The 25,305-nt window shown below is 44.3% G+C and carries 27 protein-coding genes; 6 read left to right on the forward strand and 21 right to left on the reverse strand.

Annotated features, from left to right (window positions below; all coding sequences use genetic code 11):
* Nucleotides 1-24 precede the first annotated feature (24 nt).
* Nucleotides 25-270 (reverse strand): VOC family protein, encoded by a 246-nt coding sequence (locus AC08OG_RS04420; RefSeq protein ID WP_482930115.1) that lies wholly within the window; start codon nucleotides 268-270, stop codon nucleotides 25-27.
* 684 nt (nucleotides 271-954) lie between these two features.
* Here AC08OG_RS04420 and AC08OG_RS04425 point away from each other — a divergent pair.
* On the forward strand, nucleotides 955-1,440 hold the full coding sequence (locus tag AC08OG_RS04425; RefSeq protein WP_482930116.1) for a type IV pilin protein: 486 nt from the start codon (nucleotides 955-957) through the stop codon (nucleotides 1,438-1,440).
* 67 nt (nucleotides 1,441-1,507) lie between these two features.
* A complete protein-coding gene (locus tag AC08OG_RS04430) occupies nucleotides 1,508-4,294 on the forward strand; it encodes an EAL domain-containing protein (protein WP_482930117.1) in 2,787 nt (928 codons plus the stop codon).
* A 7-nt stretch (nucleotides 4,295-4,301) separates the two neighbouring features.
* On the opposite strand, the gene AC08OG_RS04435 is transcribed toward AC08OG_RS04430, so the two are convergent.
* The 9 genes from AC08OG_RS04435 to AC08OG_RS04475 form a co-directional block, all read right to left on the reverse strand.
* Nucleotides 4,302-5,132: an RNA polymerase sigma factor gene (locus AC08OG_RS04435; RefSeq protein ID WP_482930118.1), complete on the reverse strand. Its 831-nt coding sequence runs from the start codon at nucleotides 5,130-5,132 to the stop codon at nucleotides 4,302-4,304.
* 36 nt (nucleotides 5,133-5,168) lie between these two features.
* Nucleotides 5,169-5,423: a sigma factor gene (locus AC08OG_RS04440; RefSeq protein WP_482930119.1), complete on the reverse strand. Its 255-nt coding sequence runs from the start codon at nucleotides 5,421-5,423 to the stop codon at nucleotides 5,169-5,171.
* 127 nt (nucleotides 5,424-5,550) lie between these two features.
* Nucleotides 5,551-6,219: an SDR family oxidoreductase gene (locus AC08OG_RS04445; RefSeq protein ID WP_482930120.1), complete on the reverse strand. Its 669-nt coding sequence runs from the start codon at nucleotides 6,217-6,219 to the stop codon at nucleotides 5,551-5,553.
* Between the two features lie 159 nt (nucleotides 6,220-6,378).
* Complete coding sequence (locus AC08OG_RS04450) at nucleotides 6,379-6,564, reverse strand: DUF5610 domain-containing protein (protein WP_482930121.1); 186 nt, start codon at nucleotides 6,562-6,564, stop codon at nucleotides 6,379-6,381.
* Nucleotides 6,561-6,968 (reverse strand): DUF5610 domain-containing protein, encoded by a 408-nt coding sequence (locus AC08OG_RS04455; protein WP_482930122.1) that lies wholly within the window; start codon nucleotides 6,966-6,968, stop codon nucleotides 6,561-6,563. Before AC08OG_RS04455 ends, AC08OG_RS04450 begins: the two co-directional genes overlap by 4 nt.
* A gap of 93 nt (nucleotides 6,969-7,061) precedes the next feature.
* Nucleotides 7,062-7,913 (reverse strand): eIF2B alpha/beta/delta subunit family protein, encoded by an 852-nt coding sequence (locus tag AC08OG_RS04460; protein WP_482930123.1) that lies wholly within the window; start codon nucleotides 7,911-7,913, stop codon nucleotides 7,062-7,064.
* Nucleotides 7,914-7,918: 5 nt separating this feature from the next.
* The gene (locus AC08OG_RS04465) at nucleotides 7,919-9,130 is read right to left on the reverse strand and encodes an MFS transporter (protein WP_482930124.1); all 1,212 of its coding nucleotides are present in this window, start codon (nucleotides 9,128-9,130) and stop codon (nucleotides 7,919-7,921) included.
* Nucleotides 9,131-9,392: 262 nt separating this feature from the next.
* Nucleotides 9,393-9,884: a hypothetical protein gene (locus tag AC08OG_RS04470; RefSeq protein ID WP_482930125.1), complete on the reverse strand. Its 492-nt coding sequence runs from the start codon at nucleotides 9,882-9,884 to the stop codon at nucleotides 9,393-9,395.
* 124 nt (nucleotides 9,885-10,008) lie between these two features.
* Nucleotides 10,009-10,707 carry a DUF2238 domain-containing protein gene (locus AC08OG_RS04475; RefSeq protein ID WP_482930126.1) on the reverse strand — a complete coding sequence of 233 codons (699 nt, stop codon included), beginning with the start codon at nucleotides 10,705-10,707 and terminating at the stop codon, nucleotides 10,009-10,011.
* A gap of 158 nt (nucleotides 10,708-10,865) precedes the next feature.
* Here AC08OG_RS04475 and AC08OG_RS04480 point away from each other — a divergent pair, with 158 nt between their 5' ends.
* Nucleotides 10,866-11,402, forward strand: coding sequence for a histidine phosphatase family protein (locus tag AC08OG_RS04480; protein ID WP_482930127.1), 537 nt, complete (start codon nucleotides 10,866-10,868; stop codon nucleotides 11,400-11,402).
* 242 nt (nucleotides 11,403-11,644) lie between these two features.
* Nucleotides 11,645-13,957, forward strand: coding sequence for a mechanosensitive ion channel domain-containing protein (locus tag AC08OG_RS04485; RefSeq protein WP_482930128.1), 2,313 nt, complete (start codon nucleotides 11,645-11,647; stop codon nucleotides 13,955-13,957).
* Between the two features lie 48 nt (nucleotides 13,958-14,005).
* On the opposite strand, the gene AC08OG_RS04490 is transcribed toward AC08OG_RS04485, so the two are convergent.
* On the reverse strand, nucleotides 14,006-14,863 hold the full coding sequence (locus AC08OG_RS04490) for a hypothetical protein (RefSeq protein ID WP_482930129.1): 858 nt from the start codon (nucleotides 14,861-14,863) through the stop codon (nucleotides 14,006-14,008).
* A gap of 149 nt (nucleotides 14,864-15,012) precedes the next feature.
* Between AC08OG_RS04490 and dbpA the strand changes: the two genes are divergently transcribed.
* Together dbpA and AC08OG_RS04500 are read left to right on the forward strand one after the other, a co-directional pair.
* Nucleotides 15,013-16,395: an ATP-dependent RNA helicase DbpA gene (dbpA, locus tag AC08OG_RS04495; protein ID WP_482930130.1), complete on the forward strand. Its 1,383-nt coding sequence runs from the start codon at nucleotides 15,013-15,015 to the stop codon at nucleotides 16,393-16,395.
* Nucleotides 16,396-16,475: 80 nt separating this feature from the next.
* Nucleotides 16,476-17,414 (forward strand): GGDEF domain-containing protein, encoded by a 939-nt coding sequence (locus AC08OG_RS04500; protein ID WP_482930131.1) that lies wholly within the window; start codon nucleotides 16,476-16,478, stop codon nucleotides 17,412-17,414.
* Nucleotides 17,415-17,436: 22 nt separating this feature from the next.
* Here the strand turns inward: AC08OG_RS04500 and AC08OG_RS04505 are convergent, their stop codons facing one another.
* The 10 genes from AC08OG_RS04505 to AC08OG_RS04550 form a co-directional block, all read right to left on the reverse strand.
* The gene (locus AC08OG_RS04505) at nucleotides 17,437-18,135 is read right to left on the reverse strand and encodes an MBL fold metallo-hydrolase (RefSeq protein WP_318988500.1); all 699 of its coding nucleotides are present in this window, start codon (nucleotides 18,133-18,135) and stop codon (nucleotides 17,437-17,439) included.
* A gap of 14 nt (nucleotides 18,136-18,149) precedes the next feature.
* The gene (locus tag AC08OG_RS04510; RefSeq protein ID WP_482930132.1) at nucleotides 18,150-18,974 is read right to left on the reverse strand and encodes a sulfite exporter TauE/SafE family protein; all 825 of its coding nucleotides are present in this window, start codon (nucleotides 18,972-18,974) and stop codon (nucleotides 18,150-18,152) included.
* Between the two features lie 5 nt (nucleotides 18,975-18,979).
* Nucleotides 18,980-19,513 (reverse strand): rhodanese-like domain-containing protein, encoded by a 534-nt coding sequence (locus AC08OG_RS04515; protein ID WP_482930133.1) that lies wholly within the window; start codon nucleotides 19,511-19,513, stop codon nucleotides 18,980-18,982.
* The gene (locus tag AC08OG_RS04520) at nucleotides 19,510-19,860 is read right to left on the reverse strand and encodes an ArsR/SmtB family transcription factor (RefSeq protein ID WP_482930134.1); all 351 of its coding nucleotides are present in this window, start codon (nucleotides 19,858-19,860) and stop codon (nucleotides 19,510-19,512) included. The genes AC08OG_RS04515 and AC08OG_RS04520 overlap by 4 nt, the downstream gene beginning before the upstream one ends.
* A 166-nt stretch (nucleotides 19,861-20,026) precedes the next feature.
* On the reverse strand, nucleotides 20,027-20,521 hold the full coding sequence (locus AC08OG_RS04525) for an aminoacyl-tRNA deacylase (RefSeq protein ID WP_482930135.1): 495 nt from the start codon (nucleotides 20,519-20,521) through the stop codon (nucleotides 20,027-20,029).
* Nucleotides 20,522-20,578: 57 nt separating this feature from the next.
* Nucleotides 20,579-21,133: a TMEM165/GDT1 family protein gene (locus AC08OG_RS04530; RefSeq protein ID WP_482930136.1), complete on the reverse strand. Its 555-nt coding sequence runs from the start codon at nucleotides 21,131-21,133 to the stop codon at nucleotides 20,579-20,581.
* A gap of 264 nt (nucleotides 21,134-21,397) precedes the next feature.
* Nucleotides 21,398-21,898, reverse strand: coding sequence for a hypothetical protein (locus AC08OG_RS04535; RefSeq protein WP_482930137.1), 501 nt, complete (start codon nucleotides 21,896-21,898; stop codon nucleotides 21,398-21,400).
* Entirely contained in the window at nucleotides 21,891-22,628 is a 738-nt protein-coding gene (locus tag AC08OG_RS04540) for a tRNA threonylcarbamoyladenosine dehydratase (protein ID WP_482930138.1), read from the reverse strand. Before AC08OG_RS04540 ends, AC08OG_RS04535 begins: the two co-directional genes overlap by 8 nt.
* Nucleotides 22,629-22,758: 130 nt before the next feature.
* Nucleotides 22,759-24,807, reverse strand: a complete 2,049-nt coding sequence (locus AC08OG_RS04545) for a transglutaminase TgpA family protein (RefSeq protein ID WP_482930139.1) — start codon at nucleotides 24,805-24,807, stop codon at nucleotides 22,759-22,761.
* Nucleotides 24,797-25,156 carry a DUF58 domain-containing protein gene (locus AC08OG_RS04550; protein WP_482930140.1) on the reverse strand — a complete coding sequence of 120 codons (360 nt, stop codon included), beginning with the start codon at nucleotides 25,154-25,156 and terminating at the stop codon, nucleotides 24,797-24,799. The genes AC08OG_RS04545 and AC08OG_RS04550 overlap by 11 nt, the downstream gene beginning before the upstream one ends.
* Nucleotides 25,157-25,305 lie beyond the last annotated feature (149 nt).

Here is a 25,305-nt window from a genome sequence, read left to right on the forward strand (position 1 = left end):
GTTTCAGGTTATTGCTTCAGAATGTTAGTTACCTTGTTGGTAGGCCTGTTCCAACTGAGATATATCCAGTTTGTTCATGCTCAGTAAAGCCGACATGACGGCCGGAGCATGTAGCTTATCCTGCAGCATTTTATCCAGCATAGCGGGCACAATCTGCCAGCAGACACCAAACTGATCCTGAATCCAGCCGCATTCTAAGGTTCTACCGCCATTTACCAGTAATTTTGCCCAAAGTTGGTCTATTTCGGTTTGTGAATCACAATTTACCAATAGTGATATTGAATGATTAAACGGTGCTTCAGTACACCTGTTTCGGTCTCGGCATCGGCTTTACGTAAAATCATAAATTTCATGGTGTGCTCCATACCAGGCTGATTCTGGTGTGAGATGAAACAGGGCGGCACCGGATGTCATATCAAAAGGTAATGAAAAATGTTCGTGAATAATCAACCATAGGCCGTTACATTTTTGATAAACCTGAGTGCCACGAATCCAACCTGTTCTTCACCGATTTTTTCATCAATGCCACCACATTGATTCAGAAAAGAACATACCGCCAGCTAACCATACTGGTTTATAACCGCCTTTTTCCAGTTTTCCAGTTGTTGTTCAACTTCAGTTTTTACGTTCATATATTTCTCCTTGTTATTAAGACTCAGAATGCTAGTCTTATCAACTAGTCGAATAAGCAAAGGTCAAATCGACAGTCAGAAAAAATTCAGATTTCTTTTTTCAAGCCGATAACCTAGCCAATTGTAATGTATCGGCAAAAAGTATTAATTCAGGTTATAGCAGGATTTATTTACTCTTTTAAACTGGCTTTGCCAGAAGGATTACAGATAAAGGATTTGTGAACCAATACCATTATATAAGCAGCGTAGGTGCTAGCATTTAACGGAGTCTATCAGGGAAGATAGTTAGTTAATTACTATGAAATCTAAAGAAGGATTCCCTGTGAAGCTAAAGAAGTTGAATATCACTTCACAAAAGGCAATGACATTAATCGAACTGATGTTGGTGATTGCTGTGCTCGGTGTCATAGTGACTATCGCGATACCCAGTTACCAAAGCTATATTGATAAAACTGATAATGCTTTGGCGGTTTCTCAAATTGTCACCATCCAATCCGTCATCGAACGTTATTATCTGCAAAATCATCGTTATCCCGCTAAACTGGATGATATTGCTGGCAGTTTACCTGACAATGGGATTGATCCTTGGGGTAACAAATACATTTATTTAAATATTGCTGATGACTGGCCTAGGACAAGAGGACCCTCCAGAAAAGATCGCAATATCAATCCAATTAATACGCAATATGATCTCTACAGTATGGGTAAAGATGGTCAAACCAAAAAACAGGTATCTCAAAAAGATAGCCTGGATGACATTATACTGGCGCGCGATGGACGGTTTATAGGACTCGCAGCTGATTTTTAGGCTTGATAAATCCTTGATGATAAAAAAAACGCCCCACCATCGTAATAAGGTTGCTCGAAGGATTTTGTTGTCTTTTGTAGTTGCTTCATTAATACCTGTATTAGTTCTGGGCGTATTATCGTTTCATCAAGTCAGTCAGCAGTTATACCAACAAACCTATGAAACGCTGCAAAAAAGCAGTAAAGATTATGGCTTGCGACTCATAGATCGGCTGGTCTTGGCTGAAAGTGCCTTACGATTATTGTCAAATCGGATTGAACGCTCCAATAGAGGTTTACGCGATCAGAATTTATTCCGTGATCAGAAAATAAAAAAACAGTTTAATGATTTAGCAATCATTACTGGCACTGGCCAAAGAGCTTCCTTGTTAGGTGATACCCGGATGGTGCCTTATCTCACAAAGGAAGAGATTGAAGCAGTTCGATCCGGTTTGACCCTGATTAAACCAATTGATAGCAATGAGATTGGAATTAAACAGATTTGGATCGCGTTAAATTTTAATGAAAATACCCCTGATGCCGGGATTTTAATGGCTGAATTACATCCCGAAGCATTGTGGGAAGTCGATAATATGGGTATCAATCAGCTTGTAGTGATAACAGATACCGGAGAATCCTGGTTTAGTTCTTTATCAAGCTCATTTCTACCCAAAGAGCTTTTGGATAAACTTTTAAACAAATTCAGCGGCAACTTTAATCATAACCTCGGAAACAACAACTATCTTGGTGGCTTCTGGCAAGCTCCGCTGGGCAATATGTTCGCTTCACCGGATATTATTATTGTGCAGGCCCAACCAAAATCCATAGCACTTAGTGCAATCGACTATTTCACCAAAGTTTATCCACCGGTTATTTTGCTGACAGTATTAATTGTCGCGTTTCTCAGCACCAAATTGATCGCCAAATATCTCTCCCCACTCTCCGCTTTAAAAAAAGCAACTGAACGTATTGCAGAGGGGCAGTTTGATTATCAGGTAGAAGTACACAGCAAAGACGAATTTGAAGCTTTGGCTGATTCATTTAATGAAATGACTGGACGCCTGCGAAGCCAGTTTGAAATTCAGTCCACCATGGCAGAAATCGACAGACAGATCCTTTCTGTACTTAATGCAGATGAAATAGTGGAAACGGCTTTAAATCGTTTGCCCGGAATATTGTTCAGCGACCTGATATCGATTGCCAAATTCGATGCCGAAAACCGATTGCTCGTAGCAGTCCACACTCGTCATGAGGATCAGCATTATGATCTAGAGGAGCAGTCGATTGCCATTACCGACGAAGATTTAGCTGAATTGCAGCAAAGTCAGGGAAGTGTATTGGAAATCAACGAGCGGCGGCTTTTACCCGTTTACCTGAAGATTTTAAATCTGACGGGGGACTGGTTTTTTCTGGTGATACCTGTGGTGGTGAATGGCCAGGTTTCAGCCTCCATCAGTTTTGCTTATCAGCAGCCTAAAGTCATAGGCAATGAGCTTAAAGTGATTGCCAGAAGTTTTGGGGATCGTATTGCGGTGGCCTTATCAAATGCTGCCTGGGAAGAGAAACTTTTTCAACAAGCGCATTTTGATGGATTAACCGGTTTACCTAACCGGTTGGTGTTAAATGAGAGATTGCAACAGGAAATAGCTCGGGCGGACCGTGATTCAAAACAGTTAGCGGTGTTTTTTCTGGATCTGGATCGGTTTAAAAATGTAAATGATTCTCTTGGACACTCGGCCGGCGATGAACTACTGGTAAAAGTCGCCAATCATTTATCTAACAGTATTCGCACCACTGATTTGGTGGTTCGCATGAGTGGTGATGAGTTTGTTGTATTAATAACGGATATAGATAATCCTGATCTTATCAACATGATTGCCGATAAAGTATTAAAAGCCGTGGATACAACCTCAGTAGTGGCAGAGCAGTCGGTTAAATCCACCGCGAGTATGGGCATCGCAATGTATCCTACGGATGCTGAAACGCCTGAAGATCTCCTCAAATTTGCTGATTCGGCAATGTATTATGCGAAAAATGATGGTCGGGCAACTTTCCGCTTCTATTCCGCGGAGATGACCGAGAAAGCGCTGGAAAATATCAAGCTTGAACATGACTTGCGAGAAGCAATAAGTAAAGGCGAAATTGTCGTTTATTACCAACCAAAATTTGATAGTAATAAAAAGATCATTGGTGCTGAAGCATTAATTCGTTGGAATCATTCCGAATTGGGCATGATTTCGCCTGCCAAATTTATCCCAATTGCTGAGCAAACCATGCTGATTGTTGAAATTGGGCGTTGGGTACTTGAACAAACCTGTGAATTGATTAAATCATTTACTAACCTTGGAATTGAGCCGGTACCTATTTCAGTGAATATCTCCGGCGTTGAATTCGATCGGCCTGACATTGTTCCTAATGTGGCCGAGATTCTTAAGCGCACACGAGTTAACCCCGGTTTTATCGAACTGGAGCTGACTGAAAATGTTGCGATAGGTAATCGTGAAGCCTGCATCGAAAGAATGCATCAATTGAAAGCATTGGGCCTGAGACTGGCGATGGATGATTTTGGTACCGGTTTTTCTTCATTATCCTATTTGCAGGATTTGCCATTGGATGTACTGAAAATTGATCAGCATTTTATTCGTGAGTTGGAAACCGGTATTAATAGCCAGGCGATTGTAAGAGCCATACTCGCCTTGGCGGATGGTTTACATATGCAGGTAATTGCTGAAGGGGTGGAGACGGAGTCACAATTAACATTCCTGCAGGACCATCAATGTAAATTCTTCCAAGGCTTTTTATTCAGCCGGCCGATTCCCTCAAACGAATTTGTCAAACTGCTCCTTGGGAAAGAGCAAAACACTATTCCGACTTAGGCAATGTTTAAATCGGTAATTCAGCGAGGCGACGTTGCAAAAAGCGTTGCTCCGGGCCTTGCTGAGTTAAAGATAGCGCCTGTTGATAGGCCATCCTGGCAGCCGCAAACTGCTGCAGGCGTTGACATAAATCAGCTTTAGCCGCACGAATTAAGTGATAGTTGTTGAGTTCACCTTCGGCCAGTAATTGCTTAATGGTACTTAACCCAGCTTCCGGGCCGTGCAGCATGGCAATTGCCATAGCTTGATTCAACCTGACGACTGGGGAATCGGCATATTGCATAAGTGCATCATACAATCCCACAATCTGTTGCCAATTAGTTTTCTCGAAAGAGGGTGCCTCGGCATGTACTGCAGCAGTAGCGGCTTGCAGGGTAAACGATCCAAAGCGTTGCGTTCGTAAAGTCTGAATGACCAGATTACAACCCTCAAGAATTTGCTGTTGATCCCACAGACTGCGGTCCTGTTCATCCAAGGTAATCAGATCGCCATAGGCATCCAACCGTGCAGCGCGCCTCGAATCTTGTAACAGCATTAATGCCAATAAACCTTCTACTTCCGCTTCAGGCAATAATTGGGCTAATAATCTGCCAAGACGAATGGCCTCACTGGCCAAATCATGTTTGACCAGCAACTCACCTTTGCTGGCAGAATAACCTTCATTAAAAATCAGATAGATTACCTGTAATACGGAGTGTAGCCGTTCAGCTAATTGAGTCGTTTCAGGGACTTCATATGGAATACCGGCTTCACGGATTTTGCTTTTGGCGCGAACAATTCGTTGAGCAAGTGTCGTTGGTTTTTGAAGAAAAGCCCGGGCGACTTCCTCGGTTGTCATGCCACAGACTTCACGTAAGTTCAGCGCAAGGCGGGCTTATTCAGCCAAAGCAGGATGGCAACAGGTGAATAGCAGACGTAATTGATCATCTTCAATCTGCTGTTCATTCGACTCATTCTCTTCAGCAACCTGCTCATTCGTAGCGGTATCAATGGAATAGTCAAAACGTGCCTGCCAACGCAGTTGATCGATCGCTTTAAAACGTGCAGTGGATATCAGCCAGGCCCGGGGATTATCTGGAACGCCATCTATTTTCCATTTCTGCAAGGCAATCGCAAAGGCTTCATGCATGGCTTCTTAAGCCAAATCAAAATCGCCCAGCAAACGGATTAATGTTGCCAGAAGAATCCGTCGTGATTCCGTTTGATAGATTTGATCGAGCAAAGACTTCATTCAGACATTTAAAGGTTGGTCTGATTTAACCCAACCGGCCTTTCACCGATTTTATAAAAGCTTCTTGGATAGGCATATCCCCTTGATACAACTCTTCAATCTGATTAACGGTTTCTGAATGATCCAGACATTGCAAAATGCAGGCAGCGACATCGGCTCTGGAAATAACTTGTTGCTCCTGATCTGACGGGCGAACAGTGGTGATTTTTCCGGTTAACGGTCCATCGGTTAATCTGCCGGGGCGGAGAATGGTATAGGGCAGGTGACTTTCAATAAGATGTTTATCGGCGAAATATTTGCAGATGTTGTAATGCTTGATGGCCTTTGTGCCGTGTTCCGGGTCGCCGGCGTCACGTGAGCTGACCATAACAAATTGTTTGATGGCGTGTTGTTTTGCCTTATCAATCGCCTTACAGGCGCCCCATAAATCAACCAGAATGGTTTTATCTGCACCGGTTTTACCACCTGAACCAGCCGTAAATACCACTTTATCGCAATTAGCAAAAGCGTGATCTGGCAGGTCAGCTTCCAGATCCGCTATTACAATATCAGCGCCCAAATTTTCAAATTCGCCAGCCTGTTCTGCGTTACGCAGCATGACCTTAACCGGCATTTTCTGCTCAGTCATCATTTGAATCAGTAGCTTTCCGATTTGGCCATTGGCGCCAATGACAAGGGTCTGTTTATCTTGCATGTTTTTCTCCTGTGGCTGATTCACGGGATGATTCGGGTGAAAAGTGTCTTTCCGAATGCATATTAAAACAGAGTATGGCGGGTATTATGCAGAACTCAAGAGCCGGGAAGTCTGAGTTGCAATAAACCGCCTCCCAAGATGAGAGGCGGTAAAGAGAGTTTAGGCTTCTTGAGAAGCTTGATAGTTTTCTACAAAGGACTGCAGGCCTTGTTGAACTAAATCGTAGGTTTTATCGATATTGCCTGCGATATCGCCTTCCAATACTTTCAGACCACTCAGAATATCGCGTGCTTCTTTAAAACCCTGATCAATTCCACCGCCAATCACTTCGACAAATGATTTCATGGCTTCTTCAAGCGGCATATCCTGACGGGTGCTGTAGTAAGCATCAAAAAAGCAGTACTCATTTGCACAATGCGTTCGGAAGTTGCTTCGGGTGATACATCAATGCCTTGTTCATAAGCTTTTTGAATAGCGTTATCGCCGAACTCAGCCTTCAGAGAGTCATTGATGCCTTCAAGGGCTGTTTTGAACAGTAAAGCCATGGCACCATCGCCATTGCCGTCACTGATATTAAACGAGACTTGCAGAATGGAAAGATTCAATTCGCTATTAGAACCGGATACTGAAAACTTTTTTTCCTGGGCCAAAGCCGAAACCTGCTGACCAAAAGGGCCTTCCTGTTTATTCACAGGATCCTTTGCTATCGAACTAACGGTTTGGCCAAAAGGAGCGGTGTTTATAGTCATATTTTTGTCCTCAAAAGGAACTACACAAACTGTAGCGGATGCGAGGAACATAACTTGAATTTATTGTTTATCGTTTATGGCTGACAAGGGAGATTAAACCGGGCTATAGTGATGAAGTCCATTTTCATCTACCCGACCACTGATCAGTCGATCTGGGATGATTTCAAAATACTGGTTTATTGGCTGAATAAATTCACCAGCAGGACAGCCAAGTTCATCGGCAGGCATCGTTTCCAGTATGACATTTTCACTGGATTCATCGGAGTTTTTAAAACTATCTGCTAGCACCCAGAAAGGTTTATGAAAATCTTTTGCGGCCAATGCCTGCAGATATGTGCCGCTTTTGTTGACAAAGCAATGATCAGCAAGCCAGCTGTCACAGCCCGACAGATTGATATCAACATCAGGCATTATCAGTGCCAATTGGGCATCAGTGATAACCGTAACCGGAATTTGCCATTGATTCAGTTGTTCAGCCACCAGAAAACCTTCATTTCCCGGAGCGCTTATGGTGGTGACTACATGAAAGCTTATTTGCTGTTGTTTAAGCGCAGTAAATAACGCCAATATCTGAGAACTTCGGCTATGCGTGAGGATAGTTTGTCCAGGCTGAATCAGCTGACATGCGAGCCGTACAACATGATCGCTGGCCTGAAGTAATGACAGGCGAATATCGGCTAGCTGTTTTAGATAATTTACTCGAAACTCACTGTTAAATGATGTGCGGACAACCTGATCCAGCCAACGTTTTAATGCGTTGGACAAAGCGTGCATGCTGGGGCGAATTTGGCTTAGTTCGGAAACAATAACTGCCAGTTCTGCTGCAGACTTGGTGTCAGCCTGTTGCAGGAAATCATGCAGTTGAGACAGTGTTTTTATGGCCATCTCACTGGCTCCGGATTGATGATCATGCTGAAGCTGTTGTTTGAGTTGTTGATACTGCATTGCAATCAACCTTGTTTTTGAGCCTCTCGGATAGGGCTTAATGCCAGTAGCCAACCCAATATCATAAAGGTCAGCATACCCAGCAGAATAACCTCAAACTGCACGCCACCATCAATTAAAAAACCTAATAAGGCAGGGGCCAGACCAGTTGAGAACACCATAAAGGCCGACTTTACACTACGTACCCTGCCAAGGTGTTCCCGTCCCCATAGAACAACCAACAAGCTGTCAACAACAGGTGAGGACATGCCAAGAGAAATTCCGGCACCAATCATTAAAATCAAAACACCCGCGTTACCACCTACCAATACAGCCAAAATGATGGCTAGGGCAAAAGGTGCCAGGTATATTCGGGCTAGAAGCGATACCCCTAACTCATCTATCCATCGGCCTCCAAGCAATGCTCCTGGAAAACGGGCAATGCCCATTGCCGTCAAACCCAAAGCGTAAACGGTGGTGGTGGCATTTAAGTCTGTGGTCATTTGGGACTGAAAAATAAAAATACCGGTTAAAGTCACTGGCAAAGCCATGGTCAATGGAATAATCAGCCAGAAACGTTTTTCCAGCATTGGATTGGGGCCTTTGATTTTGTTACCACTGCTATCACGTTTGATTTCAGGAGCTTCAGGCCATTTCGCCAAAAGCAGTAACATTAACCAAATGAGAAAAATGACGACAGCCACCGCCCACCAGATTTGCTGCCAGCTCAGCCAGCCAATCAATAATGCGATGACTGGGGCCAGAATAATTTCACCCAGTGGCATGCCAAGACTGACCAACCCCAGAGCCCGACCACGATTAATGGTAAATTCGCGGCCTGCTAATGTACTGCCAAAATGGGTCATCAACCCTTGACCACATAACCGTACCAAGCCCAGACCAAGTAAGGCCGGAATCAGCCATGGTGAAGTGGTCAGTAAAATCACGCCCACCAATAAAGCTGTCAGCACTAACAAGGCATATCGCCGGGGGGCAATCCAATCCAGCTTTTGGCCAAAATGTAACACCAGAAATCCGCTTGCCATCGTAAGTGCGGCATAAACAGCCCCAAACTCACCGGCTGATAAGTTTAATGAGTTGGCAATATCCGACTGAAACAAACCAATGAAAAAGCTTTGTCCAAGATTGCCAGTGAAAAGCGCAATAAAACCAATAGCCAGTAAACCAAACTGGTTGCGGATCAAACTGAGATAACTGTTCGCTTGAAGAGAAGTCATAAATTCCGACGATTGAATAAACAGGATGGCTCTTTCCCAACAGAGAAAAAGTATATGCTCGGAAATTATAGAGTAGAGACCTTTATCAGGCGAGTTTACTCAAAAGATCAGTGTGCTATTTTCAGTCGCAACCAGCAGGGCTGGGAGTACTTTTCTGCCCTATGGCGTGAGTAATGCTTTTGAAGAACAATCACATCGCATTATTTCTGTCCTGTTGCAGTGATATAAACCTCCAGCAGTGGTTCTGAAAAATAAACAGACCCTAAAGCCTTAATAGGTTTTGAATGATTTCGTCTTCAGTTTTACCCTGAGTGCGAAGGTTGTAATAGTACTGGCAGAGAGCCGAAAAGCTATGTGGAGTCTGTAACGTTGGAAGTTTAGTAAACCATTCCAACCGGTTTACCGCTGTTTCTTTAATGTTATGTTCGAACAGCATATCTTCCAGCTGGGCGGCACGATTGGCGATCATCCGATGACTTTCATCAAATCGGTCAGCAGCGGAGATAAGCAGTTCTGCTGTGCGTTCAATTTCAGTTGTTTCATCGTTTATTTCTGCACGACTGCGTTTTACCAGCCACTCCTGTGGTGACATTTCCACTTGTCCATCGAGCCATAGGGGGATTTCGTTTTGATCGATTATTGGCGCAGTTTCCATCTGCGGGATGTCATCGTTATTTTGATCACATGCCGTTAACGAAAACATCAACAGTAAGCTTAAGAATAAGGATGTTAAAACCTTGGGCCGCTTGTACATAATCACTCCAGAGAAACTTGCTGATGAACAGCAATCTACCGGCATACTAGAGTGCAATCGATGAAAGCACATCAGAGATAATCCTGATATGTTAAGGAAGATGTCACAAGGTGCCTTCCAGCCATTAATCGGGGAACTTGGATTTAGTCGGTTCAGTTTTTCTTTTTTTGATAAATAGTCTTGGATTTTTGACGATAAATGACCAGATCCAGCGTTCGAGAAAGGATTTTGCTTGTGCTTTTTTCAGGTAGCCGTAGCCCAGTACTGAAATAAACAAAGCGCCTATTGCATCCACAATCAGGTCATACATGGTGTCAGTTAAGCCTGAGTAATCACCGAACATGGGTTTTTGCATATTCATACCAAAAATTTTATCCATGGAAAATTCAAATATCTCCCACAAGGCCCCCATCCCCAAAGCAAACATAAAAGCAAAAAATGCTATAAACCCCGGCATCATCTGTAAATGGATAGATTCATTTTCATTAAGCAGATAAACCAGCAGGAAGCCAATAATACCTAACAGAAAACCTGAGCCAGCGTGCAAAGCAATATCCCACCACCAGAACTTGGTGTAATAGCCATGTACTTCACCCAGAAAGACCGACGCAAAGACAAAGGCAATTGCCAAAAGTTGAAATATAGCTGGCACATGAACATTGAATTTTCTTGCCAGTAACATAGGAAATAAGGTGATGATAATAATGCCGAGAGTTACTATCGCATTGAGCCATTGTTGTTCCCATATAGACCCGCAAAATCCGGCGAACAATATAAATTGCAACAAAAGTGTCAAATTTTTAGGCATGGATTGAGGTGTCATTTATGCTCCAGTTGCGCTATTTCTATCAAACATTTCTCACGTGCAGAACTGTTTTCTGTTTTATGCATCAATATCCGTATTAGTGTGATTCAGTAAGTTAACGTTCTTTGTTAATGGTAACTAAATTAATTTACTTTAGATTACACCGAGAGGTTTACATGGATAAGTTGCTTACACTGTTGCGATATGGCCTGTTTTTATCGCTGTTTTATTCAACGACCAGTATGGCAGATCAAGTTATTATTTTGCGCCATGCGCTAGCCCCTGGTGTCGGTGATCCCGAAGGGTTTGATTTGGCAGAATGCCAGACTCAGCGGGTATTGTCTTCTGAAGGACGCCAACAGGCGATTGAAATAGGCCAAAAACTTCGCCAATCAGGTATTACTGATGCAGAGGTTTTCTCCAGTGAATGGTGTCGTTGTCTGGAAACTGCAGAATTACTGGGCTTTGGTCCACCGCAAAAGCTGACGGCACTGAATTCTTTTTTTCACGCATCAAATCGCCATCTAAAACAACAGTTACTGCAAGATTGGAAAGCGCATATCAGTGAAGTGAAAACCACTAAAACCAAGGTTTACATCACTCATCAGGTCAATATTTCCGGGCTTCTCGACAAGTTTGTATCATCGGGAGAAGGCGTAGTGGTGGAAGTGAATGAACAGGGAAAACTGAAAATTGTATCGGTTTTGCAATGAACCCTTCCGCCTTGATAGGGTCACAGGGTCGTGTCTCTTTCATAGCCGCCTCTGTTGAGGCTCTGGAAGATAAACAGACCCTACAACTGGAAACTACATTTGTTAAGCTGTCGATAGTAACCAATTGACTGCTTGAATCAATTATTGAGCGCTATCCTCGCATCAATCTGAAGCCCTTTGGGCAAATAATAAACTCAAAAAATCAAACAAAAGGAGATCACAGTATCGTGTGGATTTTTGATATGAAATGGAAGTTAACTTCAGCTCTGCTGGTGACGTTGTTGTTAACATTCAGTTTGATAACCGAAACGGCTTGGGCCGAATCTGCAACTCCTACCAATAACGAAAAACATTACTCAGCGCTTGCTGACACACTCGAAAATGAACAGTCCCGTGAAAAACTTATCGCAGAATTACGCGAATTGGCACAGGCAGCTGAAGCAATGGATGAAGAAGCTACTTCAGAAGAGCTGGTTGATGAACCAACGTTTGCCAGACAGATTGCCAACACTACTCAATCCGTTGCACAGCAGATTGTATCAACAGTTGGGACGGGTTTTTCTGCTGTAGCCGCAATAGGTTCTGATGACGCAGGCATATTTGATTGGCAGAACATGCTGGATGAAAGCTTCTTTTTACTGGTGGTGATTGCCAGCACATTATTAATGTTTTATGTGCTGCGAAGTCTCGCGCGACATGCTTTTCGTCGTGCCAATGATTGGGCTGAAGCGGAGGGGGACTATCCAGAAATTCGTAAATTCAGCGCGATTTTACTGTCAGCCATAGTAGATTTACTCACAGTAGCCTTAGCATGGGTAGCTGGTTATGCCGTTGCCTTGTTTGCCATTGGCAGCAATGGGGAAATGAATGTCAGTCAATCGCTATTCCTCAATGCGTTTTTGGCGATTGAAATATTTAAGGTGATTCTACGCACGGTCTTTGCTGGACGTGATGATGCACTTCGTTTATTACCCATATCTGCCGAAAGTGCCACTTACTGGCATATCTGGTTAGTACGGTTAACCAACTATATCGGTTATGGCATGTTGCTGATTGTGCCATTGGTCAATCTGAATATTAATCCGGTAGTCGGCCAACTGGTCAGTGTACTGGTGGTGTTAAGTGCATTTATCTATGCAGTTGTTGTGATCATGCAAAACCGTGTATTGGTTAAGCAGCGTTTGCTCTTTCATGCACAACAATCCTCATTCAGCTTTTCAAGAGTCAGTCTGGGGATCTTGGCACGAAGCTGGCACATTCTGGGAATAGTGTATTTTGCGGTATTAGCCGTAGCTTTATTACTCCGTCCGGAAGATGCCCTCCCAATGATGCTAAAGGCCACTTTCCAGACGATTATCGCGCTGGTGATTGGTGGATTGCTGGCGAAGTTCCTGGCGAAAACCATTGGTCGTCCGGTACATGTTTCAGAAGATTTGCGTTCACGTTTTCCTATGCTGGAACAACGGGTAAACGGGTTTGTACCAAATATCTATAAAACCTTACGAATTTTGCTGGTGGTTGTTGTTGCCGCAGTCATTTTGGATGCCTGGGGAATATTCAGTCTTACGGCATGGTTAGCGTCAGAGGCGGGTATTCACACTATTGGTACATTGATTAGTGTTTTTGCAATTCTTGTTGGAGCGATGGCAATATGGATTGTTTTGGCAAGTTGGATTGAGCACCGGCTTAATCCTGGTGATGAAACGCATTTGCCAACGGCAAGAGCCAAAACATTACTGACAATTTTCCGTAATGCAGCGGCTATTGCTCTCATCATAATGACCGTTATGATTGTGCTGGCTGAAATAGGCGTCAATATTGGACCATTACTGGCTGGTGCAGGTGTGCTCGGTTTAGCCATTGGTTTTGGTGCTCAGAAACTGGTGCAGGATATTATTACCGGTGTGTTTATCCAGATGGAAAATGCCATTAATACGGGAGATATTGTTACTGCAGGCGGCATTACTGGCACGGCTGAGAAATTAACAATCCGCTCATTAGGTCTGCGGGACCTTTCAGGAACCTATCATCTGATCCCATTTTCATCCGTAGATACTGTGTCCAACTTTATGCGCGAATTTGCTTACCATGTTGGTGAGTATGGGGTGGCATATCGTGAAGATACCGATCAGGTGATTGTGCATCTGCGTGAAGCCTTTGCCGAGTTAATGGCAGATGCGGATCAGCGTGAGAAAATTCTGGTTGATGAGCTGGAAGTTCATGGCATCACCGCTCTGGCAGATAGCTCAGTCAATATTCGGGTACGGATTAAAACCCTGCCGGGTACGCAGTGGGGTGTTGGTCGAGCTTATAATCGTCTGGTGAAACAGCATCTGGATGCAGCAGGAATTGAGATTCCATTCCCGCATATGACCATTTACTTCGGTCAGGATAAAGATGGATCGGCTCCACCTGCGCCGCTGAAAATGGTCGGAGACTCCGATTCAAACTCCGCAATTCAGTTAGAGCAAAAATCTGAAAAAACAGAAAGCTCAAAATCATCAAAATCCAACCCCAAGGATAAACAGGATTTTGATGAAGAACATGAGAGCTAGTCGCAAACTAAAACACCCTGTTAATGCCAACAGGGTGTTTTTTTATTGCTATCCGATCAGACGTTGCTGTATCAATCGTTGCATATTTCGGGTACCGGTGCAGTTATCGCATTCATCAAGTGCGGTTTTTATTGTTAATTGTGCTGACCGGTAATCCTGTTTCAAATAAAGCAAGGTAGCGGTCATGAGTGATTTATTCTGGTAATTGCCCAGTAAATCATCAACGACCAACCGCAGACCTGAATCAGCACTGAAATATCGCAGATCACTGGTATCGGCAATCAACGCCAGATTTAACGCCCACAATGCTTTATCAGACTCACCTTGCAAAGCTGTTGCCAGAGCAAAACCAATTTTGGGCAAAGAAGCTTTGGGATCTTTTTGGGATTGTGCTTTAAATGCATTTATTGCTGTTGTCGACTCATAGCGCGATAACGCTTCCCAGCCATCAATATTGGAATAGTTCGAAATAGACGAAGTTGATGGAGAAGCAGGCCGTGTTGCATTGGTTGTATAGCGTCTTACCGGTTCCGCATCACGGTAACCCTGAGAATAAATAATCGGTGCAATCAGGGTGATACTGTTATTTCGAAAACCATAATAGCCTGATCTATTACGAGGCCGGGTAGTATCGTAATGTCGATAATACGGTTTATAACGAGGTTGTTTAAAGTGGTTCAGTCTGGGATCCAGTCCAAATGAACGGTGACCGGTGATGCCGATTGAGGGATGGCGGTAATGCCGGTTGCCAGAATATCCATGGTGAGGTCGATTATGCAGGTTCTGACCAAGTTGCACGTTCACCGACACATCGGCATAACTGTTTTGACTGGGCACAAGCAGCATAAGCCCGCTAAGCAGGCTGGCGCTGAAAACGGAAACAAATAGGGTTTTACTGAATGACATAGCCATTACCTCACAGTTGGCTAGCTGATAACAATCAGACTGACGGTAAAATTGTTGGTTCAATGGCAGCGATGTAAATTCAGGTAAAGCAATGTTTCAGCGAGCTTTTTGGTATCATGCTCGCTTTATTCTCTTCTTTAAAGCTCCCCATGTCTGCTACTGATTTTTCATCGTTAAATTTACCTGCCGAACAACTGGCCGTACTCGACTCTCTTGGTTATAAGCAAATGACTGCTGTCCAGGCACAAAGCCTGCCGTTAATTCTGCAAGGCAAGGATTTGATTGCCCAGGCCAAAACCGGTAGTGGTAAAACCGCCGCCTTTGGTATTGGCTTATTACAAACTATTCAACCGGATTTCTTTGCTGTTCAGGCGCTGATTATTTGTCCTACTCGTGAATTAGCCGATCAGGTCGGTAAAGAGTTGCGCCGTTTGGGTCGTGGCATACCCAATCTGAAACTGGTGATGTTATGCGGTGGTAAACCGTTAGGACCGCAAATTGCCTCATTGGAATATGGTGCACATATTGTGGTTGGTACACCTGGACGGATTCAGGATCATCTTAAAAAAGCCACCTTGAAACTCAATAAAGTCAAAACCGTGGTGCTCGATGAAGCCGATCGCATGCTGGATATGGGCTTTGTGGATGCGATGCAGGAAATCATTGGTCAGACACCAAGTTCCAGACAGACCTTGCTGTTTTCAGCGACGTTTCCCGACAGCATCAAACAGATTAGTCGAAGCATACAACGCGATCCGGCACGGGTAACGGTTGAATCACATCATCAACAGGCTGTAATTGATCAGTTGTTTTATGAGATCAAAAAACATGAACGTAACAATGCATTGATAATGTTATTCCAGCATTATCAGCCCAAAAACGCCATAGTCTTCTGCCACACCAAAATACAGTGCGATGAAGTTGCTGAGATGCTAAGAAATAAAAAAATTGATGCTCAGCCAATTCATGGTGATTTGGAACAACGGGAACGGGATCAGGTATTGGTACGTTTTGCCAATCAGAGTTGCCCGGTATTGGTTGCCACCGACGTGGCCGCACGCGGGCTGGATATCAAAGCAATTGAAATGGTCATCAATTATGAATTGCCCCGTGATCCCGAAGTGTATATCCATCGGATTGGACGTACTGGTCGGGCAGGGGAGTCTGGACTGGCGATGAGCCTGGTAGCCGAAGCTGAAGTGCCACGCATGTTGGCGATTGAGAAATATCAGAAGAAACCGTGTCGCTGCGATGTGCCGGCTTCACTGGATCGTGATGATAGTTTTACACTTGAAGCCGATATGGTGACTATTCAGTTGGATGCCGGGCGTAAAAATAAACTCCGTCCTGGCGATATACTGGGCGCTTTAACCGGTGATGCCGGGCTTGATGGCACTGATATCGGCAAAATTGATATTTTTGATATGTCGAGTTATGTCGCGGTGAGTAAATCTGCATTACGACAGGCAATGAATTACCTGGCTGATGGTAAGGTTAAAGGTCGCGCTATTCGCGCCAGAAAAATACGTTAAAATCTCAAAGAAAATAACAAAAACCTTGTTTGAATTGTGGTAATAATTAACCTGCACTATATGTTTGTACGAGTATTTCCATGACCGACCTGATCAATGATGTTCCAACGGAAAATGATGTCTATAAAACTCTGCTGGAATCCACTAAAGCCATTCCCTGGAAAATTGACTGGGCTACCCTGCAATTTGTATACATTGGCCCGCAAATTGAAGCGTTGTTAGGTTGGGAACCATCAAGCTGGAAGTCTGTTGAGGATTGGGCAGCAAGAATGCATGCAGATGATCGGCAATGGGTGGTGGATTTTTGTGTTTCTCAATCCCAGTCAGGCATTGACCATGAGGCGGATTATCGTGCTCTGACCAAAGAGGGGCATTACGTCTGGATCCGCGATGTGGTACATGTGGTGCGCAAAGAAAATGGTGAGGTCGACTCATTAATCGGTTTTATGTTTGATATCAGCGAGCGCAAAAAGACCGAGCAGGAACTGATAAAGCTGCAAAAAGAACTGGAAGAGCTTTCCTTCAAAGATGGCCTGACCGGCGTGGCCAACCGCCGGATGTTTGATTCCGTTATCGAAACGGAATGGCTTAAAGCTCGACAAAATAAACAGCCATTGTCGTTGATTATTATTGATATCGATTTTTTCAAAGAATATAACGATTTTTATGGGCATTTACAGGGTGATGACTGTCTAAAGCAGGTGGCAACAACCTTAAATAATGTCGCCACCCGTTCAAGAGATTTCTTCGGCAGGTTCGGTGGTGAAGAATTTGTAATGTTATTACCTGAAACTGATGAAAACGCTGCCTGGGCGTTGGCAGAACGTTGCCGACAATCTTTATTTAAAAAACAGATTCCCCATGAAAATTCAAAAGTGAGTCAATTACTCACCATCAGCATGGGAGTCAGCACGATGATTCCATCGCAAGACGATGAGCATAATGAATTAATCAGCAGGGCAGACAAACAGCTTTATCAAGCCAAGCAGAAAGGGCGTAACTGTATTCAGTCGGCTTAACTCCCTGAAACATCAACAGTCCCTATGTCACATTGCCACAGGCGCGATTAGCCGGTACGGCTACATCCATCATTTTAGGATTGGGCAAGTTCAGGTTGTCCATAATATTTTTATATTCAACAACATCCTTCACTTGCAAGCGAGGATTATGCTCGCGTTCTTCACCAATCGTACTGACCATCCAGCCTTTATAATCATGTGCTGGATAAACCCAGGTGTCTTCAGGCAATTTTAATAACTTATCGAACAGGCTACTGTATTGCTCGGTGGCACTGCCATTTTGAAAATCAGTACGACCTGTACCGCGAATCAATAAGGTGTCGCCAGTGAACAGATATTGTTGTCCTTCATGCTCCAATAGAAAGCTGTATGAGTCATCGGTATGTCCTGGAGTATGTAAAGCAGTGAGCTCGAGATTGCCAACCACAATTTTACTGCCATCATGGAAACTATCATTGGCACAGGAAGAATTTGCCTGTTGTCCCATATAGGTTTCACAACCTGTGAGTTCCCGCAGTTTGCCAAGTGCCGTAATGTGATCAGCATGGGTATGTGTATCCATTGCCACTTTAAGTGTTAAACCAAGTTCATTTAATAAACGAATATAACCATCTGTTTCATCAATCACCGGATCAATTAATACCGCCTGTTTTGAAAGTTTATCTGCAATCAAATAAGTGTATGTAGATGAGTTTTTTTCAAAAAGTTGTCTGAATAACATGTTGATGAATGCTCCTATGTTGTTTGCACATAAAACAGTGTTACTGCCACCAGTAAAAGACCAATAGAAAAGATTTTCTGCAAATGCGCATTCGCAATTCTATGACTGATCAGTTGTCCTGCATACATACCTGTCAACCCTCCAGCAATGAGCCAGGCCAGTGACTTAAAAGGTAAATAATTGATTTCACCGAATGTGAGATGTGAAATAAAGCCGATACTGCTAATCAGCGTGATAACCACTAAAGACGTACTGACTGCTTGTACCATGCTGACCTGACTCAGTAACAGCAGTAGGGGAATGATCAAAAAGCCGCCACCCACGCCGAATAAGCCGGATAATATGCCGACCAAAAATCCACCCAGCAATAAACCACCCATGCATCTTGGACGCAGCTGAAATTTACCGTCGGGACTGAATTTACACAGAACACCCTTTGCGTTATCCAGCGATAAATGACTGCTTCGCACCACTTTGCTGGCTTCCGGCATCGTTGTGGCCATTAACCACATGCGAACAGCGATGATGACTGCCAATAAGCTAAAGCCTGCCACCAGTAGCACCTCACTTAATATTGAGGCGAATATCTGACCTAACGGCGCACCCAACATTCCGCTTCCGGCTAATAAAGCTGCAGGTTTCCATAAAATGGTTTGATTGCCCAAATTTCGGACACTGCCATAAAATGTAATCGTGGCGACGGCGGCTAATGATAATGACACCGCTTGATGAATTGAAACGTCACCCAGCAATATCAATAAGGGCACTGCAAACACAGAGCCACCGGCTCCAGTAAGGCCAAGCAGCAGGCCAATTACAATGCCAATTAGTAGCAACATCTAGATTATTTATTCCATGGCATTTTTGCGAGGATCAGGCCCATTGCACAGCTATCGGTGATCCCTGAAAACATCAGTCCTGCGCCGACAAATCCCGATAGAGCAAACCAGGCTGAATGTACAGCAAATCCCAGAATTACTCCGCCTAACACCAAACCACCAGCAGCGATACGTACCTGACGTTCTATCGATACTGCGCTACCTTGCGTGACTACCCAATCACCATTGAGCTTTTCAACCGCCTGGATGCCGCCTTCAATAACCACTAGTGATTGGGAAACCTGTCCCTCTAATTGTTTGGCGGCCGTTTCTGCTCGGCGACCTGAGTGACATAACAGTAAAATCTTGTCTGGTGTTATTGTTTGTTGGTTAATTGCCTGTTGCAATGCTTCAACGGTGAGGTTTTGTAATGGCAAATGAATGGCACCCGGCAAAGATTTCGCTTTAACCTCGGCAGCTGTTCTGACATCAACAATAAAGAAATCGGCGGGTGTATTTTTGGTAAATACATTTACTGGTTTTTCGATGGAATAACTCATGATTTTTCTCCACATGAAGCGGTTTGATATTCAGGACAGTAAAGCGATTGCAAGACAGCAATGATGCGTAACGCGGCATCGCCATTAAGCCGGTAATAGACGGTTTGTGAATCTTTGCGTGTTTTGACTAATTCAGCATGACGCAGGCTGGCAAGGTGTTGTGATAATGCCGATTGACTGAGTGGCACCAGGTGATTGAGATCACTGACAGCCAGTTCTTGATTTCCCAAAGCGCATAAAATCATTAAACGGTGTTCATTACTCATTTGTTTCAGTAAACCCGCCGCTGATTTGGCATGAGTTTGCATTTCGTTCATGTCAGAAAAAGAGGGAGATGGCGTGCTCATGGACAGTCCTTACAAAAATACGTCCACAAACAATATCAGTATTTACTAAATTAGTAAAACCTAATTTAGTAAATACTGTTTAATAAGCTAGGAGCAGATTATTTGAGATTTAATAAAAAGAATCTGGCGAGCATCCACGCAGCTCGCCAGCTGAAAAGTGTTATTTTTATAGTTTGACGAATTCGCCGACCGGCACGTCCGTCATTACTTTTTGTAAATCATTGGCGCTTAATGCCAGTGCATAGCCTAAAACGCCACTGCCGATAATGACCTGTTCAAATTGAAATGCGCTGTTATCGGCTAATACCTTAATTGTTTCAGGCAAAGCAATGGGAGGAACGGCACCAACGACATAGCCTGTTGCTTCTGAGACTTCATCAAACTCGGCCATGCGCAGTTTTTTCTCACCAAGCTGTTTGCGAAGCGCTGCCCAATCTGCTCGACCGCCGCCGGCTAAGGCTAACAGCACGAATTTATCCGAGCCAGTCTTAAATAATAAGCTGCGTACCACAGAGTTGGGATCTCGCCCCTGACCGCTGAGTAATTCTTCCAGATTACGGATAGGTTTTTTATCCTCACTGAGTGGAATTTCAATCACGTCATAATGAATGGCGTTGTTCGCTAATAATTCAGTGACCGGAGAGCTGATTGTCTGGCTCATGGATTCTCCATAGATGGTGTTAAAAGTAGCTACTTTATGAATTATTGACTCAAACTGTCAAAGCAACAATGTCATTATTCCCAGCGACATAAATACAATTGAGGCCACATAACGTGCAGCATTCAATGGTAATTTCTGCATCAAGCGATGTCCGAAAAGAACGATTGGAACGTTGGCCAACATCATGCCAACAGTGGTACCTAGGGTTACCAGCAGGAATTGCTGATATTGTGCTGCCAGAATAACCGTTGCGATTTGAGTTTTGTCACCGATTTCAGCCAGAAAAAATAACACCACAGTCGCAATAAAGGCACCGTAACGATTGAGATTTGAAGATGCATCTTCTTCTTTATCGGGAATTAATATCCATAAGGCGACTGCAATAAAACTGATACCAATCAGTAATTGGCCCGTTTGCGGAGAGATAAACTCAGTGATCCAGACCCCCAGCCAGGCTGATAGGCCATGGTTAAGCAGGGTAGCGACTAAAATACCGAAAATAATGGGAATTGGGGCACGGAAACGGGCTGCAAGAAATAACGAAAGAAGTTGGGTTTTATCGCCGATCTCCGCCAATGCGACGGTAGAAGTTGAAACCAGAAAAGCTTCCATGATTTTAGCTACTCAGGCGGGATAAAAACCAAAGGCAAATAACAGCTACCCGCCTATGGAGCTGTTATTTGCCTCAGGTCTTGCCAATGCCACTCGTCAGAATGACACGAATCGGCCATGTGTCTTGAGGACACAAGTATGTTGACAGATTCACTCACTAGGACCTGTTTATTCTTAGAAATAAACAGGTCCTAAGATGGGTAGACTACTCCCCTAAGACAGTTGGCATTATAAGCATCTCTGCCAGGCACTGCAATGAAAGGTTTAGACTCTGAGTTGCCAGGTAGGCTGATTGTTTTCATCAATAATCTGATGCTTGATTAACCATTGCTGTGCATCTTCCGCATCCTGTTCAAACCAGGCTTTGGCACTGCCGAGGCGGAAACTGTAGCCCCAGCTGTCCATATCCAGCATCATTCGCTGTTTACCCATTTCAGGCAGAAAATCACTGAGCAGGATCTGCAGATAACATACGCCATTTTCCTCATCATAATCACCAGCGGCATCGGTATCTAACGTTATGCGACGTTGATAATCCATACAGATATAATGGCCAGCTTCATGTAGGGCAGAGTGAACAGGCGTATCAAAACGTAACAATAATTGATTACCTAGCAGACCGGCTTCACGTTCGCCAAAAAAACTACCGGGAATAGTCTCATTTTCTTCAACCTGTCTGATTTCAATCCCGTAAGGGTTAAGCAGTTTTTGCAGTTGTTGTTGATAGAACGCTGTGCAGTTCACTACGTTTTGCGGATCAGACACGTCTGGCATCACCAATAATATGATTAATGACCAGGCCTGCCAGGGTTAAGCCGAATATTGAAGGCATATAACTCACCGTGCCATTAACAGCTCGTGCCCGACCCCGACTGACTGCCTCTGGAGGTAGAGGTGGTAAAGGATATTCCAGTGAATAAACAGTTTGGATTCCTTTGCCTACACCACGTTTACGTAAATGTGAACGCAATTGTTTAGCAAGTTTGCAAATGGACGTATTCATTAAATCGCCGGTACGCACTTGAGTGGGGTCAAGTTTCCCGCCAGCACCCATACTGGAGAATACCGGTAACTGATTACGCCATGCGGTTTCCAGCAGAGCCGTTTTGCTGCTCATGCTATCAATCGCATCAATAATCACGTCAAAGCCTTGATTGAGTGTGTTGGGAATGGTTTCCGGAGTTAAGAATTCAGTGATAAGGTTCAGTTCGCATTGTGGATTAATATCTGCGATACGCTCTGCCATCACTTCAACTTTCAATTTACCGACAGTAGAGTTCAGTGCCACCAGCTGACGATTCAGATTGGACGCCGAAACCACATCATGATCCACCAGTGTCATTTTACCCACGCCCATCCGCGCCAGCGCTTCAGCGGTAAATGAACCGACACCACCCATACCTGCCAGAAAAACATGACTGTTTTGAAGACGCTCTAAACCGGTGTCACCCAGCAGGATATGGGTGCGTTCAAATAATGGATTGCTATGCGCCATCCGTTTCCCTCTAAACATTACCTAAGATTAACTATTTTCCGATAACGGTCAGCTAATGGCAAAAGCGCTTCAGCCATATGCAACGAATCGGTCAGGGTACTAGGCAATTTTCAGAGGTGGGTAAAGCCATCTATCGGTGTGGACGGAAATTTTTGACCGACTCGATAAAATCATCTTCTAAAGCTTCCCCGCGATAACGTAAATGCATATAACAATAACTTATCATGGCTATCTGTTGCTGATGCTGCGGAAGCGCCAGTTGAGCGCGACGGGAAAAATCTTCCGGACCTTCATGGGCCTGACGCACAACGCCATGCCGTGCAAGTTTAAAGCAGAATTTCTGATAAAAACGTTGTACTCGATCCTGAGGTATGGTTTTTAATCTCAAAGTTGTCCAGGCAATCCAGCCAAATATCAGCGCAATACCAATGGCCAGCCAGCGAATCATTTTTTCCCAGTCCGGTTGATGCATGCCGAGTTTTTCCAGCAACTGCAGTTGTCGATCCGGACCATAACTGACGACCCACATTTCCCAGGCGCTATTCAAAGCATCCCAGTTATTCTTTGCTGATTGCCACAATTCTACCAAGCGATCATTGTTGGCTATTGCTGCAGGAGAACGCCGTTCAGCCGGCAATAAATCCCGGATCCCAAAGTCGACACGCTCACTGGAGACGGCAGCTGTTGGATCGATTCTGATCCATCCCTGTTGTGGCAGCCAGACTTCTGTCCAGGCATGGGCATCGCGCTGTCGTACCGTAAGCACCTGATCTACCGGATTTATTTCTCCGCCTTGATAACCCGTCACAATGCGCGCCGGAATGCCTGCGGCGCGCATTAACACGGTAAAACTGGCGGCATAGTGCTCACAAAAACCCTGGCGACTCTCGAAAAGAAACTGATCAATGGTATCGCCGCGCAGTGCTGGTGGCGTCAGGCTATAACTGAAATCCTGTTGACGAAAATAATTCAGTACGGCTTCAATATAGGCCTGATCGGTTGGACTTTTTTCTAAAAGACTCCGTGCCAGCTGCAGACTTCTTGGATGACGAGCTTCTGGCAAATTTAATCCATATTGCAGATAGGGATCATTTTGCGGGTTAAACAAATAGTCAGTATTAGAACTTAACTGATATTGAGTGCGCTGTTTGATTGCGTTACTGCTATTTAACTCTCCATCGGGACTGAGACGGGTCTGCATGGTTTGCGGATAGTCTGTGGGGAAATCCAGGGCAAATAACCAGTGCCTGTCATGGGGCTCCAGGGTCATGCTGTAAGAAAAAGGCTCTCCGGCAACATGAATTTTCGTGTCGTTTCCGTAACGTTTTTGATTGTCAGTTAATGGCAGCCAGCGCTTGCCATCGGTATGCCACAACACTGGACCACGCCAATATAAGTCTTGGCGCTCGGGAAACTGATTGTCGTCGAACCTCACCCGAAAGGCTATGGCATCGGATTGAATTAACTGGCTGATATTGCCGATCGTAATATTGTCTGCCATGCCGGTCACGGCACTGTTCTGCGGTGGTACTTCGCCTAACGTCATACTGTCGGGCAGACTATCCGGGATATCCATAGCGTCATTTGGCAAGCCCCAGATAGGGCCAGAAATTCTAGGAAACAGCACAAACAATAACAGCATCAGAGGCATGGCCTGTAAAACCATCACAGTTGATTGTTTAAGCCGATTTTTTATGGAGCTGTCCGATTCATTGGCAGTAATCAGACAGCTGGTCAGCAGGATCACATTGACCAGCATTAAAATGACGATTGGAATGCTCTGATTGAAGAAAAAATGGGTAATAATCAGGAAAAAACCCATGAAACAACTCAGATAAACATCACGCAGATTTTTTACTTCAACCATTTTGAAGGCCGCCATGGTGGTCAGTAACGCCACCCCTGCATCGCGGCCAATGGTAATCCCATAACTATAAAACACCAGCACAATGGTCAATATCGCGCCGATGGAATGCAGCACTTTTAACAGGCGTTTATCCGCTGGTAACGGCCATCCTTGCCAGCTATTCATTAACCGCCAGCCCATCATCAACAGAAATATCGCGGCAACCCATAGCGGTTGATAGAAAAAATGCGGAATGGCGATAATCGTCAATGTCACCATTAACCAATGAATGGACGATTTCGAAGGGATTTCAGCTGAACGTTTATTGGCCATAAAGCGCCAGACTTTGCAGACAAAAATGACGATGCTGGTTGCCGGAATCTATCGCTATCGTATGTTCAGGCAGGATTAAACCGTATTGCATTCCAGCGGTCTCAGCAGCCAAAATCCACTGACAAAGTTGTGATAATTTCGCTTCGGTATCCGGTAAATCCGCAACATCATCCCAGTTGAACAACATTTTTTGTCCGGAAGGACTGCTAAATTGTTTAGTTCGTAAAATGCCATCCCGAGCCAGGGCTTTCCAGGCAATATGTTGTCTGGCATCCCCCACGCGATAGCGATGAAAACCGGCAAAATCATCGAGACCCTGTTGATGCTGCAAATCTCCGGAATCTTCCATAGCAGAAGGGGTGGCAATGGTTTGTTGCCCATTGGCCTGGGATAAATCAGCACCCGTTGCTGGATATCAATAAAAAACCAGCTCAGCAATAATCCGATAGGGTAGACACTGGAAAGCCTCAGCCGCCCTAAATCCTGCCAGCCTCTTTT

It is taken from the genome of Methylophaga sp. F7, from assembly GCF_056863975.1.